A 15,347-nucleotide genomic window follows, 5' to 3' on the forward strand; every position below is an offset into this window, starting at 1 on the left:
CCCATGCTAAAGACGTTCCTTAAGCCGGGTTGGGTTCTACTGCTGCTTTTCGTCGTAGCATTTTCCTACCTTGCTTTTACCGTCCTCGCCCCGTGGCAGCTGGGCAAGGACGATGACATTGTGGAACGCAACGAGCTCATCACCCACGCCTATGAGGCTGACCCCCAGCCGGTAGAAGACCTCGTGGATGGCAATGGGGCTATCAAGAACGATGAGTGGTCCCGCGCCACACTGCACGGCCACTACCTGCCGCAGGATGAGGTGCTGCTGCGCCTGCGCCCGGCCGAGTCAGGACCGTCCTACCAATCCTTGGTGCCCTTCCGTACCGATTCCGGCCTGACCATCTTGGTCAACCGCGGCTGGGTGAAGGCCGGTGAGGGCAACGCCGTGCCAGATATTCCTGGCGCGCCTACTGGTGAGACCACCTTGACCGGCATGATCCGCGCCGATGAAGCCCAGCACCAGACCGCACCCATTAAGCAGGAGGGCTATCAGCAGGTCTACTCCATCCATACGGAACAAATTGCCTCGCTTATCGATGCCCCTTTGGCCCACGACTACATCCAACTCTCCGCGGATCAGCCCGGCGTGCTCAACCCCATGCCCATCCCGCAGCTCGATCGCGGCAACCACCTCTCCTACGGCTACCAATGGATAGCCTTTGGCATCATGGCCCCGCTGGGCTTAGGTTACTTCGTGTGGTCCGAAATCCGCGAGCGCCGCCGCCTGCGCGAGGAGGAAGAGGCACTTGCTGCCCTCGACGCCGATGCCTCTACCCCGTCCGATCCCACCACTGCTGACGCCTCCGCTGCGGACCACGCGCCCGCAGAGCCAATGGCCGGCGCCGACTCCGCCCCCAGCGAGCATGCAGTCGCAAACGACGATTCCTCGGCCGTTCCCGCTGCATCCTCCTCGCACGCCGCCAGCCGCCGCAATCGCTCCCGCTACGGCGATTCGAAGCCAGATCACTACGCCAAGCTAAACAAGCGCCGCCGCGAGCGCTACTAAGCCGGCATCGCGCAGCCTTGGTCTAAGGCCAATTACTTGGTCGAAGGGCCTAGGTACTTGGTCGAAGCCTAAGAAGCAGCCACGCTCTTGAGGCTTCTTCCCCAACTTCCACGCACAACGCGGCCGAAAGTTGGCCCACAAGCGCCCTAAGCCTTGAGCCCCACGCGGGCTAGCCGTGCCCGCGCATGCGAAAAGGACCGCCCCTCAGAAATCCATCTGAGAGGCGGTCCGTCTTGTGCGGCCTGAGGGGATCGAACCCCCGACCTATTGGGTGTAAACCAATTGCTCTTCCAGCTGAGCTAAAGCCGCATGCGCTCTTGCGCTGTTAGAAACAGTAGCGCAGGTTGCTAAAGCAACACAAATCGGCAGGTAAAGCCTTACTTCTTGGTGTAGCCGCGCTGCACCAAGCAAGAGCCTTGCCACTCGCCTAGGCGCTCCGCCTTGGTCTGCACCAGTCCGGCTAGCTGAGCGGACTCAGAGATAAGTCCCGGCTCTACGGTGCCGGGCTTGCCGGCACCTGGGGTAAGCAGCCAGACTGCGCCGTTATCGGCCAGTGGGCGGCTTGCGTCCACCAATCCATCCACTAGGTCACCGTCTTCTTCGCGCCACCAAAGAAGGACTACATCGCACAGCTCGTCGTTTTCTTCTTCCAAGAAATCATCGCCGAGCACGGCCTCGATCGATTCAGAGATTGCGGTATCGCAATCCTCGTCCCAACCAAGCTCCAGGGCGATCTGCCCTTCCTTGATTCCGAGCTTGACTGCAGCGTCAGCCACTATGCATTTCCTTCCTAGTTCAGTGAATGTATGGTCCACGGATCACCCGCGCTTGGCGGGTAAATCGCGGCTTAATAGAAGCATTTTAACGCCCACCGGCACCTTTTACCTGCCTAAGGCGCGCAATTCCCCCATTTTGCAGGCCCTACCGCGGCGATACCCGGCTCCACAGAGTTAGCAAGTTACCCTCTTTCGCCCCACCAGACCGGGCAAAGATGCTGGTTATAGAAAGGTAACGTACCGCACGTCCCTTTTAGTCGGACTTCACAACCACTGTGGATCTGTGAGCGCGTATCCTAGTAGGCAAACTGTGCAGACCCTTATACAGGAGGTTTAAATGGCCGAGAAGGACGCCACCAAGGGCGATTCCAACTTCCCCCTCATCCGCGACGGTGTTGCATCGTATCTTCACGATAATGATCCAGAAGAGACCCGCGAGTGGATGGACTCCCTCGATGGTCTGCTGGACCACTCCGATCCGGAGCGCGCACGCTACCTGATGCTGCGCCTACTCGAGCGCGCCACCGCCAAGCGCGTTGAGCTGCCCTCGTTGACGTCCACCGACTTCGTCAACACCATTCCCACTACCATGGAACCAGAGTTTCCTGGTGACGAGGAACTAGAAAAGCGCTACCGCCGCTGGATCCGCTGGAATGCGGCGATTATGGTCCACCGCGCACAGCGCCCAGGAATCGGCGTTGGCGGCCACATCTCCACCTACGCGGGCGCTGCCCCGCTCTATGAGGTGGGTCTAAACCACTTCTTCAAGGGCAAGGACGATCCCTCGGGCGGCGACCAAGTCTTTTTCCAGGGCCATGCTTCCCCGGGCATGTACGCCCGCGCATATATGGAAGGCCGCCTGAGCGAAAAGGATCTGGATAGCTTCCGCCAAGAAGTCTCCCGTGGCGAGGGCGAAGGCCTGCCGTCCTACCCGCACCCGCGCCTGATGCCGTGGTTCTGGGAATTCCCCACCGTGTCCATGGGCTTGGGTCCGATTAACGCTATTTACCAGGCGCGCTTTAATAAGTACCTGGAAACCCGCGGCATTAAGGACACCTCCAAGCAGCACGTTTGGGCCTTCTTGGGCGATGGCGAGATGGACGAGCCGGAATCCCGCGGCCTGCTGCAGATCGCTTCCCTCTACGAGCTGGATAACCTCACCTTCGTGGTCAACTGCAACCTGCAGCGCTTGGACGGTCCGGTGCGCGGCAATACCCAGATCATCCAGGAGCTGGAGTCCTTCTTCCGCGGCGCCGGCTGGGAGGTCATCAAGGTTATTTGGGGCCGCGGCTGGGATCAGCTGTTGGAAAAGGACACCGAAGGCGCCCTAGTCAACGTCATGAACACCACCTCCGACGGTGACTACCAGACCTTCAAAGCGAACGACGGCGCCTATGTGCGCGAGCACTTCTTCGGCCGCGATGAGCGCACGCTCAAGCTGGTAGAAGACATGTCCGATGATGAGATTTGGGCGCTGCGCCGCGGCGGCCACGATTACCGCAAGGTATATGCCGCCTACGCCCGCGCGCTGGAGAACAAGGGCACCGGCAAGCCAACCGTCATCTTGGCGCACACCATTAAAGGCTACGGCTTGGGCCACAACTTCGAGGGCCGCAACGCTACCCACCAGATGAAGAAGCTGACCCTGGATGACCTGAAGCGCTTCCGCGATAAGCAGGAAATCCCCTTCTCCGATGAGGAGCTGGAAAAGGATCCGTACCTGCCGCCGTATTACCACCCAGGTAAGGACTCTCCGGAAATCAAGTACATGCTGGAGCGCCGCAAAGAATTGGGCGGCTTCCTGCCGGAGCGCCGCGAGGAGTTCACCCCGCTTGAGGCACCTGCGCTGGATAAGCTGCGCTCCGTGCGCAAGGGCTCCGGCAAGCAGGAAGTAGCCACCACCATGGCTCTGGTGCGCACCTTCAAGGAAATCATGCGCAATAAGGAGCTGGGCAAGCGCGTCGTTCCGATCATTCCGGATGAGGCCCGCACCTTCGGCATGGACTCCTGGTTCCCCACCATGAAGATTTGGAACCCGCGCGGCCAGAACTACGTGCCGGTTGACCACGATCTGATGCTTTCTTACCGCGAGGCAACCGACGGCCAGATCATGCACGAGGGCATTTCTGAGGCCGGCGCCGCTGCTTCCTTTACCGCCGCAGCCACCTCCTACGCCACCCAGGGCGAGGCCATGATTCCGCTGTACATCTTCTACTCGATGTTCGGCTTCCAGCGCACCGGCGATGCTTTCTGGGCGGCTGGCGACCAGATGGGCCGCGGCTTCATCATCGGCGCTACTGCCGGCCGCACCACCTTGACCGGCGAGGGCCTGCAGCACATGGACGGCCACTCCCCGGTCTTGGCCGCTACCAACCCGGCTGTAGTTTCCTATGACCCGGCCTTTGGCTACGAGGTTGCCCACTTGGTCACCCGCGGCATTGAGCGCATGTACGGCAAGGACAACGAGGCCATCATGTACTACCTCACCGTCTACAACGAGCCGGTGCACCAGCCGGCCGAGCCGGAGGACCTAGACGTGGAGGGCCTGCACAAGGGCATCTACCACTACAACACCGCAGAGGGCGGCTCCATTGCTGCCAATATTCTGGCTTCCGGTGTGGGCGTACACGAGGCGTTGCGCGCGCAGCAGCTGCTTGCCGACGACTTCGATGTCAAGGCCTCCATCTTCTCCGTTACCTCCTGGAACGAGCTGGCCCGCGACGGTGCCCGCCGCAATAAGGAGGCCCTGCGCAAGGGCGAGGAGCCGACCGAGGCATTTGCTACCTCTCAGCTCAAGGGCTACGAGGGTCCGTTCGTTGGTGTCTCTGACTTCACCACCGAGCTGCAGGAGCAAATTCGCCCCTACGTCCCGGGCACCTATATCACCTTGGGTGCGGATGGCTTCGGCTTCTCCGATACTCGCGAGGGCGCACGTCGCTACTTCAACATCGATGCCGAGTCCATCGTCGTCGCCGTACTCGATGGGCTTGCTCGCGAGGGCAAGATTGAGCGCTCCGTCGTTGAGAAGGCTGCCAAGGATCTTAAGCTGGATGATCCGACCGCAACCACGCACATTGAGGACTAGCTTCCTCCTGCGCGCGGGCTAGACCCGCGCCCCGCGCTACTGAAAAGGCGCCGCTGGCCGTACCGCCGCGGCGCCTTTTGCGTGGCCTACAACGTCGTCTGGGAAAGGGCCGCGATCCCCCGGACAACCTTACTGGCGGTAGTCCTAGATGGCGTCGAGGACGCGGCCAAGCGCCTCGGAGATGGCTTCTGGATCTTCCAGGATCACCATGTGCCCAGATCCTTTCACGGTATGTAGATCAGCGGCGGGCCAATGCTGGCATAACACCTCGGATTGCGAGCGCGGGGTGACGATATCGGCGGTTCCCACCACCACCTCACCCTGCAGCTGGGCCAGTCTTTCTGCGGCGCCGTATTCGGCGTGCTCCAAGAGGTCGTCGAAGAAGCCGGAGTAGGAGGCCAAGGGGGTATCGAGAAGCATGGCAACGTGAAATTGCAACTTCTCCATCTGGGGAAAGCCCGCCAAGGTCGCCGCAAAAAGCGGGGCAATGAAGCGGGCAGCCTCAAAGCGAGCGTTATCGACGCGCCCGGGCAAGCGCAGGCACAGGCGGTAGAGCGCGTGCAGCGACTTGGACTGCAAAATCTGCGCCACGCCCTTGGCCGCAAAGCGGCGCATAGAAGTAGAAATCAGCAGCGCTCCCTTGATGCGCTCATAAATTTCGGCAGGAGCACGGCGGATGAGGTTTAAGGCAACCATGCCGCCTAGAGAATGGCCCACAATGACCAGGTTGCCACGGGGAGCGCGCTCGCGGATGACGGCAAGGACGTCGTCGGCAGCCGCATCGATGGTGCACTCCTCAGGGCCGACCGTGGCGGATTGGCCGTGGCCGCGAAGGTCTACTAGGAGCGCGCGGGCATTGCGATTGCGCAGGTAATTAGCCTGATCATAATAGGATTCCGCGGATAGGCAGTAGCCGTGGATAAAGACCACCGTCACCGGGGCGTCTTCGCGCCCGACTTCGTACCACGCAATATCGAGGCCATCGTGGTCCACCGTGCCAGAAGCGCTGATTTTGGTAAGGCCAGGCTCCGTAGAGGGGTCGTGCAATCCGCCGTAGAGTTTTTCTAGTTCAGCGCGGTGCGAGGGGCGCAATCGTTTGAGCCAACTACGCGCGACAACGGAAGAACGTTTTCTCAATGCCATAACGGGATCAATACTAGACTGGTGGGCATGGCAAACGACCTCAGCGCCCAATTGCAGGCAAAATTCAACGCGAGCGCGCCAGAAAAGGAGCCGGAGCGCGATACGCTCGGCCAGCTCATCGCGCTTATCAGCAAGGTCACCGGTACCGAGGAAGACCTGAGCCGGGATACACGCCTGAAGGATATCGGGGTGGAATCGCTAGATCTGGTGGAGCTAACCGTACGCGCGGAAGAGACCTTCCAAGTGCGATTTTCTGAGGAAACGATGCTCAACTGCGAAACCATCGGCGATATTGCCGAGTATGTGGAGGATCACCAATGATTTCTTATCTATCCGATATGGACGGCGTTCTCATCAAAGAAGGCGAGATGATCCCTGGCGCGGATAAATTCATCCAAGCGCTCAAGGATAATGACATCGAGTACATGGTGCTGACCAATAACTCCATGTCTACCCCGCGGGATCTTTCTGCTCGCCTGCGCAACACCGGCCTGGATATTCCGGCAGAACGCATCTGGACCTCCGCCACTGCTACCGCGAATTTTCTTTCCAGCCAAGTAAGCTCCAGCAAGGCCTATGTGGTGGGCGAATCCGGACTGACCACCGCCATGCACGAGGCCGGCTGGATCCTCACTAACGATGACCCAGACTTCGTGGTGCTTGGCGAGACCCGCACCTACTCCTTTGAAGCAATTACCACCGCCATTAATCTCATCCGTGATGGCGCGCGGTTCATTGCCACCAACCCGGATGTCACCGGCCCGGCTCCGGTAGGCGTGCTTCCTGCGACCGGCGCCGTGGCCGCGCTGATTACCGCCGCGACGAACCGCGAGCCTTATTACGTGGGCAAGCCCAACCCGGTCATGATGCGCTCGGCGCTTAATCATATCGGCGCCCACTCGGAGCAGACTGTGATGATCGGTGACCGCATGGATACGGACGTCAAGGCAGGCCTCGAGGCCGGCATGCGTACTGTTTTGGTGCGCTCCGGAATTTCTGATGACCGGGAGATTTCCCGCTACCCTTACCGCCCTTCTGCCGTGCTGAAATCTGTGGCGGAGCTACCGGAGAAGATCCTGGATCCGTTCGCGGAAGATAAGTAGGCCGCGCGACTGACTTGCGGTACTAAGAAGGGGGCTGGCCCAGCATTGAGCGGGCCAGCCCCCTTTTGCGCTTTCTACGGCATGCGCACGGCCGCGGTAAAGCCGTGGCGCTGTGCAAGGTAGCGCACGACGCAGTCGAGCGCATCAAGCTCCTCACGGGTGCCGGTAAGCACCTGGTGGCAGCCAATACCGCTGCCGGCGCTGGCGCAGGCGCTGCCGCCTTGGGCGAGCGCTGCTACGGAAAGCCCATCCCGGAACCAACGGGTGCACCACTGAGCGGTCAGCGGGTCATCGCCCGGAATGATAAATTCCGATTCGGTGCGAATGCACCGATCCATGGCGTGTTCAATCTTCGAGCGCAGCGAACGCGGCATCCCGGAGATTTTGAGCACACCGGTGACCACGGTGGCGCCACCATTGACGGTGGGCCACGCGGAGGTGGAGGCCGGCTGTTCAACCGGCGCAGGGTTAACGCACGTATTCATAGCCGATTCTCCCTCGACATAGATCACCACCGCGCCAAGCATGCCGGCCCGGCGCGATGCAAGACGAGCTTCGTCTTCCCCAACGAACTGTCTGATGCGTCTGCTCACAATTTTCCTGCGTCACATCGCCCCCTACAACCCTCAACTTTCACTTCAACCCCCATTTGCTAAACCTCAACCCTAGGTACAGACTGGGACTAAAGTTGCAGGTGAAACCTATGTTGAATATGTGAATATTGGGAAGATTTGGTTCCAGGCTAGCCACCCGCCTCCCGCCGCAGTAGAATCCCAGCTCATGCAATTGAAAAAGGTCTTGATTTCGCTCGCGGCAGCCACCTTGGCCGCCGGGGCGCTATCCCCCACCGCGAGCGCCCAGTCCTCGCTCGATTCCCTATCCTCTTCCCCGGCCATGGGGGAGCTTTCCTCCGCTCTTGGCAAGGCCCTCGAATCCGCACCAAAGGAAGGCGAGCAAGCCCCACCGGAAGAAGCGGCGGTTGACGAAGAATGGCGCAGCATTTCAGTCGCCGGCTATGGCCAGCGCAAGTACCTAGTACAGGTACCGAAGAATTTCTATCCGAATCGCACCTACGATGTGATTTTTGGCTTTGGCGGGATGGGAAATGACGTTCCTTTCACCAAGAGCTACATGAATCTGGCCGAGCACACGGATGGTACGGCCATTGTCGTGTATCCGCAGCCCACGATGGGCCGCAACGGCCAGCTGGCGTGGGAGGGCCCTAATTACGCCTCGACGCGCCGCGGGGAGGACGTGGCCATGGTTAAAGCCATCGCCAACGAGCTCAAGCACAGCTACCGCATCCACAGCGTATACGGCACCGGCCTTTCCAATGGCGGCGGCATGGCACTTTCTGTGGCTTGCCAAGAGCCCACGCTTTTCGATGCCATCGCGGTCGTCGCCTCGGCCAACTACCAGCCGATTTTTAATAACTGCCACGGTGCCGTCGATACGCTATTTATTCACGGCACGCGCGATGCCACCGCGCCGTATGGCGGCCCCGCCATCGGTGCCAATGCGCACGGCGGCCGCTACCTTTCCGCCCAAGCCGCCTTCCGCAACGTAGGCGAGCGCAATGGCTGCATCGACGTCAATAACCCGCGCCAGGGCTTCGGCGCTGGATATGACCCATTTATCTTCGATGGCTGCGCGGCCCATACCGAGATCGACCGGGTCAACAACGGCGAACACACCTGGTTCCCGTTTAATCCGGATGCCACCGAGCGCGTGGTGGAATTCTTCCGCGAGCACTAGCGCCTCCACCCCGGCTCGGTAGGGCGTGCTAACGCCGCCCGAAGGAGACTACAAAGAGTCCCAGATAGCGGTATTTGTATCGTGCCAGAGCGGCTTGCACCACTCGCCAAAGTCGCGGTTCGAAAGCGCCACCATGGCATAGTCGCCCGCCACCCAGAGGTAGGTGCCGGACATACCGAAGTGACCGGCGGCGTCGGCAGGCAGGGCGCCCATCCAGTGGTCTTTGTTGCCATGGATTTCAAAGCCCAGGCCCCAGGTGCACTCCTTAAAACTGCCGTAGCCTGGCACGATGCCGCGCAGGCCGCCGAAATGGCCCCGGCGCATATTCGCCACGGTTGACGGGTGCAGCAGCTTAGGGTTGTGCACCTCGGCGGCGAAGGCCGCCAGATCCTCCACCGTGGAAATCAAACCGTGGCCGGCCGAGCCTTCGAGCCGCGTAGAGCCCATGCCCAGCGGCATGCACACGCCTTCGCGCAGGTACTCGGCAAAGTCCATGCCCGTGGCCTCCGCAACGATATCCGCGGCCCATTCATAGCCGGCCGAAGAATAAATGCGGCGCTCCCCCACCGGCTTTTGCGGCTCCCGCGAGTCGAAGGAGATGCCGGAGGCGTGTGCCAGGAGGTGCTCCAGCGTCGAGCCTGCTGGGCCGGCCGGCTGCTCCAGCTCCACCGCGCCTTCCTCCACAGCCATCATCACCGCGTAGGCAGCGACCAGCTTGGTTACTGACGCCACTGGAAACTCCCAGGCGGTATCTCCTACCGTTTCTATGATCTCGCCGCGGCGCAGCAACGCTCCGGCCACCGTGTCCGCGGGCCACTGGCTAATTTGGCTAAATTCGCTCATGCCTTATAGCCTACTGAGGCTTTTCCTCCAAGACTCCGTAGCGCAACACCGAGCCCGGGAAGCCGAGTGCGAGTGGCGAAGTTAACCGCCAGTTAAGACAAAAAGAACTCTTTATGGAATTGGGCGGAAACACTTGCGCCGGCATTAAACATGACAAAGCTTTAAGTCATGCCTAATAATTCTCAGAATCAGCCCGAGTCCGCTCGCGGCCACGTCAACCGCCGCCGCTTCCTACAGACCTCTGGTACCGCCGGTGCCGCCATCGCCCTATCCACCGCCGCCGCCAACTCCGCCCACGCGCAAAGCAGCCTATCCCCACGCGTAGAGCAGCACATGGTGGAGCCGAAGCTGGGCGAGCGCCCCTTCCTCCACGGTGTGGCCTCGGGCGATCCGATTCCAGACTCCGTCATCTTGTGGACCCGTGTAACCCCAGATGCCGATGCCATGCCGGGATCCGGGCTGGGCGAGGCCACCAAGGTGGAGTGGGAAATCGCCAAGGATGAGGGCTTTGGGGACGTCGTCAAGCAGGGCGAAGTAACCACCGATGCCAACCAGGACCACACCGTGCACGTAGATCCGCACGGCCTGGAGCCGGAGACCGTATACTTCTATCGCTTTAAGGCACAGGATAAGTACTCGCCCATCGGCCGCACCAAGACCGCTCCGGCTCTGAGCGCTTCCCCGGAAGAGCTGACCTTCGGCGTGGCTAGCTGCGCCAATTGGGAGTCCGGATTCTTCAATGCTTATGGCGATATTGCCCAGCGCGGCCGCGCAGACCAGCTAGATTACATGATTTTCTTGGGCGACTATATCTACGAGTACCCGCAGCGCGAGTACGCCGGCGACGGCCCGGTGCGCCTGCACCACCCAGCGCACGAGATTATCTCGCTCGAGGATTACCGCATCCGCCTCGGCCGCTACCGCACCGATGAAAACCTGCAGGCTGCACACGCCGCGCTGCCATGGGTCGTGGTGTGGGATGACCACGAGGTAGCCAACGATAACTGGCGCGAGGGCGCCGAGAACCACACCGAAGGCAAGGAGGGCGCCTTCCTCGACCGCCGCAAGGCCGCCATGCAGGCCTACTTCGAGTGGATGCCGGTGCGCGCGACCAACCCGTCCGAACAGGGCCACCTCTACCGCAGCCTAACCTTCGGCGACCTAGTAGAGCTGACCATGATGGACCTGCGCACCTACCGCGATGAGCAGGTGCGCTTTGGCCCGCACAAGATGGCCGCGGAGGGCCGCACGATGCTCGGTTCCGAGCAGTACAAGTGGCTGCTCAATAAGATTGAGACCTCTTCTGCCAAGTGGAATATGCTGGGCAATTCCGTCATGTTCTCCCCCATGAACCTGGTTACCCTGGAAAAAGATGAAAAGACCAAGCCGGTTTCTTCTTCGCTATCTTCCAATATCACCGGCATTCCGGTCAATGGTGACCAGTGGGATGGCTATTCCGCAGAGCGCCGCTTGCTTATCGACGCCCTCTCTAAGCACGATTCCCATACCCTCTTTGTCACCGGCGATATCCACTCCGAGTGGGCGCATAATATCAGCAAGGACGGCCGCATTTTCGGCGCCGAGATGGTCTGCGCCTCGGTCTCTGCGCCGAATGTTAACGAGCAGCTCAAGCTGCCGGAGGGCAATGAGCTGTCCAAGCTGGCCCAGCGCTACCTGCTAGAGGCTAACCCGCACACCCGCCACGTGGACCTTGACCACCACGGCTATAGCTTTGTAACCGTGCGCCCGGATTCTGCGGAGATGCACTGGCTGCGCGTGGATAACCTGCTCACGGCTAAGTCACCGGTGCGCGAGGCAGTCACCCTGACCTGGCGACCAGACAAGGGCTACAATAAATAATTGTAAGTTCTGTCACATGACAGGTACTCGCCGTTAACGAACGAGTAGTACACCATCGATAGGCACAGTGAAAGACCCTCTCTGGGGAATTTCACTACCTATCACTCTCCTGCCTCTCGGCCCCTGTGGTGCCGCGGATCCTTCCCTAGTCCGCGGCATACTCGTAGTCGATGTAGCCGCGCTCACCGCCCAGGTAGAACGTTTCTTGGTCCGGCTCATTGAGCTCCAACCCCTCGCGCCAACGGCGCACAAGGTCTGGGTTCGCGATGAGCTGGCGGCCCACCACTGCGGCATCCACGTAATCCAGCTCGATTTCGCGCTGCGCATCCTCCTTGGAGGTCACCGTGGGGAAGCCATCATTCATCAGCACCTTGGTCACGCCGTTAGCGTGCGCCTTCTTGGCCAGCTGCGCGATAAGCTCGCTTTCCGGCTCGCCATGCAGCAGCGACACGTAGGCCAGGTTCAGCGACGCCAAGGCATCGAGCAGGCCGCCGTAGGTGGCCAACATGTCTTCTTGATCATCCTCGATGACGCCCTGGACGTTGTGCGCCGGCGAGAAACGCACGCCCACGCGGTCGGCGCCGATTTCCTCTACTACAGCGCGAATGACCATCTCCGGCAGGCGCCAGCGATTTTCCGGGCTGCCGCCAAACTCATCGTCGCGCTTATTGGACGAGGCCGCCATAAACTCGTGCAGCAGGTAGCCATTCGCGTTATGGATTTCCACGCCGTCGACGCCGGCATCGATAGCCCGGCGCGCACCCTGGCGGAATTCATCCACGATGCGAGGCAGCTCTTCCTTTTTCAGCTCGCGCGGCAGTGGCGCGTCCATCTTGCCGGAAAAGCCGCGCACGGTCCCGCCCCAATCAAAAGAACTGGGAGCCTCTGGATTCGCGCCATCAATCAAGTCTGGGTGGCTGGTGCGGCCACCGTGCATGATCTGCATGAATAGGGTGCCGCCAGCCTCGTGCACGCGGTCTGCCACCGCACGCCAGCCTTCTGCTTGCTCCTCTGTAGCAATACCGGCTTGCCCCGGGAAGGAGCGGTTAGTCCATGCCGGAAACGTTCCCTCCGTAACCACCAAACCAGCCGTAGCGCGCTGCGAGTAGTACTTCTGGTGCAGCTCGGTAGGCACACCGCTTTCACCGGCGCGCTGGCGGGTTAGCGCCGCCATGGTCACGCGGTTATCTAGCTTGTATCGGCCAAGTTCCAGTGGTTCGAATAGTGAAGTCATGACCTCTTCAACACCGCAGTCAAAGAGATTGTTCCAACCCCAGCCTCGGACTAACTACCTATCTCCGATCCGCTACCGGCAGTTAAGCTCTTCAGGCGCCTGCGTACCATTGGCTCCTTTGCCTTCCGGAATGGTCAATGAGATTGAGGCTTATGGCATTATGGCGCAAAAGTACTGAGTATTTGAAGATCGCATTAGCGCTTCAATGAGCGCCCCACCGGAAGGATCGGCTCACTACTAATTGGTCGGCTCTGCTGGGATAGAGGCCTCGCGTGAGCCGGCAGTTCCGGAAGCCTGGACCCCAGCTCCGTCAGTGACCACGCCGCCCGTTGTGCCACCCGAACCATTGGAGTTACTTGGCCCACCTTGCTCGTCACCGCTTCCGGTATTGGTGCCGGTATTACCCGAGCCGCCCTCGGTTGCGCCCGAGTTAGCGCTGTCGGAAGGAGCATCCGTCACCCCAGCGCCTTCGGTGCCCTGCGGGTTGGTGGCCTCAGAAGGAGCCGCGTCCTCCTCACTCGGCTCGCTCTGCGTGCCGGTTTCGGTCGTTTCTTCGGTAGGTGCGGTGGAGCTGGGGGCTTCGGCAGGCTGCGAGGAGGAGGTTTCCTTGCCGCTATTGCGCCAATGCTCGGGCGAGAGCCAGCCAGCGTCGGCTTCATCCGGGTTGCTCGAAGCCAAGGTCAAGGCACCGACAACAAGCAGGGCGAGGATAAGCCCCGTGGTGGAGCCGCGCACTCGACCGCCAAAAGTAGCGATCTTTTGGAACTTGGTATTGGTCTCTAAAGAACGCCAGATTCCTTGGGTGGGTTCTGGTTCTTGGTCGTCATCAGGCAGGGCTGGCCGTCCGGGGCCATCGCTATCCGGTCCGGCTTCCTCTTCCGGTTTTGCGGCTGGGCGAGCCTCCACCTTGGTTTCCGGGTGAGATTCCTTGCCCGCTGTGGAAGCATCCTTGACGGATTCTTGGGCCGCAACGTTTCCCTCCGGAGCGGTAAGCGGGCGCTGGAGTTCATCGAGATCGGCCACGTTGTAGTGGTCCCAGAACTCCGAGAGCAGCGCGGAGCGAATGGCACGCTCCACCGCCCACTGCCGGGCGGGATTAACGGTAACCAGCACGCGGTAGGTCACGTGCCACGATTGGCCGGCCGCCTGCGGGGCAACCAACTGGGTGGCCGGCAGCACCTCCAACTCGCCGTTGACATCCACGGCGATGGACGGCTCCCGGATTGCTTGCTCGGAGATGGTGCGCACCCGGCGCGTGATTTCCGGTAAGGTCTCGCCTTCTTGCACGGGCACGTCGAAGTTGACCACAGCGCGCGACCATTCTTGGGAATAGTTTGTTACCGCGCCGGCCGAGCTATTGGGCACGGTGACCAGCTCACCGGTAGGCGTGCGAACCTTGGTAGTGCGCAGGGTCAGCATCACCACGGTGCCTTCGACGTCGGTCACGCCATCAAAGCTGACGTAGTCGCCCACGCCGAATTGCTTTTCCGAAAGGATGAAAAAGCCAGAAAGAAAATCCGCAATGATGGACTGGGCGCCAAAGCCCACGGCGGCCGAGACTATCGTCGCCGGCACTGCCGCGCCTACCGCAGGCACGCCGATATTGGTCAGCGCGGCCCAAATGATAAGGAAGTACGCGATAGCCTGCACGATGTAGACCAGCGCGCCGGTCAGCGCCAGGCGCGCCTTAGTGGATTCTTCATTATCATCGAGGCGGCGCTCTATGATGCGGATTGCCAGCCTGCCAACGCGCGGTATCAAAATACCGATCAGCAACAGCGCAATAAGCGGCAAGCCGTGGTCAACGAAGAGGCTCCACAGCTCGTAGAAGTAATACTTCAGGTTCATGCCTCTACCGTAGGCCGCAGAGCTGAAAACTGGATGCCAGTTCACTGCCAGCCACCATGCAAAAATTCCCCCTCGCACGGCCTCTACCCCCCTATGCCCTGCACAAACCCCTGCATCTGCCGCCTTGTTTGGCTACTGTGTGGGGCATGAAGAAATCATTCCTTATTCCCTTCTTTTCCCTAGTCCTTTTTGCCACCGGCTGCGGCGGCAGCGACGAGACCGCCACCACCATTTCCACGGTGAAAGAAACCGTTACGGAGACGGCCTCTGAAACGAGCTCTACAGAATCCAGCACCGAGGAAACTTCCACAGAAGAAATGACCACGGAAGTAGCAACTACCGAGGCCGCGCAGCACGCCGAACCGCAAACGGAAAATCAGGAAGCCGTGCAACCGGCTACCGAAAACCAGCAGCAGGCAAACACCGCGCAGTACCAGTGCGCGGACGGTACCTGCGTGGAGTTCGCTGCGTTGTGCAAGGAATCAAACGCTCAGCCACCAGTACAAGCGCCCAATGGGCCGAGTGCGGAGTGTCCGGCCTACCTGTGCGGCTATGGCAACGATGCCAATGGCAACCGGAATAAGAGCTCAGGCGAAATCCAGACCCAATATGGTTGCGAGCAAGGCTATATCACGGACCCGCAGCTTTGCGGTGCGGTTGGGCGCTGAGCCTCCACGCTAAGCCGCCGCACT

General features: G+C 60.6%; 13 protein-coding genes and 1 tRNA gene. 7 read left to right on the forward strand and 7 right to left on the reverse strand.

What is annotated here, in order from left to right:
* The first annotated feature begins 3 nt into the window (after positions 1-3).
* Positions 4-1,008 (forward strand): SURF1 family cytochrome oxidase biogenesis protein, encoded by a 1,005-nt coding sequence (locus tag L8V01_RS02605; protein WP_269945591.1) that lies wholly within the window; start codon positions 4-6, stop codon positions 1,006-1,008.
* A gap of 236 nt (positions 1,009-1,244) precedes the next feature.
* Here the strand turns inward: L8V01_RS02605 and L8V01_RS02610 are convergent.
* Positions 1,245-1,317: transfer RNA gene (locus L8V01_RS02610), tRNA-Val, on the reverse strand.
* Between the two features lie 68 nt (positions 1,318-1,385).
* Entirely contained in the window at positions 1,386-1,784 is a 399-nt protein-coding gene (locus L8V01_RS02615; protein WP_005324380.1) for a DUF3052 domain-containing protein, read from the reverse strand.
* Between the two features lie 337 nt (positions 1,785-2,121).
* On the opposite strand from L8V01_RS02615, the gene aceE reads away from it, so the two are divergent.
* Positions 2,122-4,869, forward strand: coding sequence for a pyruvate dehydrogenase (acetyl-transferring), homodimeric type (aceE, locus tag L8V01_RS02620; protein WP_269945592.1), 2,748 nt, complete (start codon positions 2,122-2,124; stop codon positions 4,867-4,869).
* A 144-nt stretch (positions 4,870-5,013) separates the two neighbouring features.
* On the opposite strand, the gene L8V01_RS02625 is transcribed toward aceE, so the two are convergent.
* The gene (locus L8V01_RS02625) at positions 5,014-6,012 is read right to left on the reverse strand and encodes an alpha/beta fold hydrolase (RefSeq protein WP_269945593.1); all 999 of its coding nucleotides are present in this window, start codon (positions 6,010-6,012) and stop codon (positions 5,014-5,016) included.
* Between the two features lie 27 nt (positions 6,013-6,039).
* On the opposite strand from L8V01_RS02625, the gene L8V01_RS02630 reads away from it, so the two are divergent.
* Positions 6,040-6,333 (forward strand): acyl carrier protein, encoded by a 294-nt coding sequence (locus L8V01_RS02630; RefSeq protein ID WP_259885905.1) that lies wholly within the window; start codon positions 6,040-6,042, stop codon positions 6,331-6,333.
* Complete coding sequence (locus L8V01_RS02635) at positions 6,330-7,115, forward strand: HAD-IIA family hydrolase (protein WP_269945594.1); 786 nt, start codon at positions 6,330-6,332, stop codon at positions 7,113-7,115. The genes L8V01_RS02630 and L8V01_RS02635 overlap by 4 nt, the downstream gene beginning before the upstream one ends.
* A 74-nt stretch (positions 7,116-7,189) precedes the next feature.
* Here L8V01_RS02635 and L8V01_RS02640 read toward each other — a convergent pair whose 3' ends face one another.
* On the reverse strand, positions 7,190-7,708 hold the full coding sequence (locus L8V01_RS02640; protein ID WP_269945595.1) for a hypothetical protein: 519 nt from the start codon (positions 7,706-7,708) through the stop codon (positions 7,190-7,192).
* Positions 7,709-7,895: 187 nt separating this feature from the next.
* Here L8V01_RS02640 and L8V01_RS02645 point away from each other — a divergent pair, with 187 nt between their 5' ends.
* Positions 7,896-8,870, forward strand: a complete 975-nt coding sequence (locus tag L8V01_RS02645) for a CE1 family esterase (RefSeq protein ID WP_269945596.1) — start codon at positions 7,896-7,898, stop codon at positions 8,868-8,870.
* Positions 8,871-8,918: 48 nt separating this feature from the next.
* Here the strand turns inward: L8V01_RS02645 and L8V01_RS02650 are convergent, their stop codons facing one another.
* Complete coding sequence (locus L8V01_RS02650; protein WP_269945597.1) at positions 8,919-9,713, reverse strand: serine hydrolase domain-containing protein; 795 nt, start codon at positions 9,711-9,713, stop codon at positions 8,919-8,921.
* Positions 9,714-9,881: 168 nt separating this feature from the next.
* On the opposite strand from L8V01_RS02650, the gene L8V01_RS02655 reads away from it, so the two are divergent.
* On the forward strand, positions 9,882-11,573 hold the full coding sequence (locus tag L8V01_RS02655; RefSeq protein WP_269945598.1) for an alkaline phosphatase D family protein: 1,692 nt from the start codon (positions 9,882-9,884) through the stop codon (positions 11,571-11,573).
* A 145-nt stretch (positions 11,574-11,718) separates the two neighbouring features.
* Here L8V01_RS02655 and L8V01_RS02660 read toward each other — a convergent pair whose 3' ends face one another.
* Both L8V01_RS02660 and L8V01_RS02665 read right to left on the reverse strand, forming a co-directional pair.
* A complete protein-coding gene (locus L8V01_RS02660; RefSeq protein ID WP_269945599.1) occupies positions 11,719-12,807 on the reverse strand; it encodes an alkene reductase in 1,089 nt (362 codons plus the stop codon).
* 237 nt (positions 12,808-13,044) lie between these two features.
* Complete coding sequence (locus L8V01_RS02665) at positions 13,045-14,655, reverse strand: mechanosensitive ion channel family protein (RefSeq protein ID WP_269945600.1); 1,611 nt, start codon at positions 14,653-14,655, stop codon at positions 13,045-13,047.
* Between the two features lie 146 nt (positions 14,656-14,801).
* On the opposite strand from L8V01_RS02665, the gene L8V01_RS02670 reads away from it, so the two are divergent.
* Positions 14,802-15,323 (forward strand): hypothetical protein, encoded by a 522-nt coding sequence (locus L8V01_RS02670; protein ID WP_269945601.1) that lies wholly within the window; start codon positions 14,802-14,804, stop codon positions 15,321-15,323.
* The last annotated feature ends 24 nt before the right edge of the window (positions 15,324-15,347 follow it).

The organism is Corynebacterium curieae, assembly GCF_027570035.1.
GTDB lineage: Bacteria > Actinomycetota > Actinomycetes > Mycobacteriales > Mycobacteriaceae > Corynebacterium > Corynebacterium curieae.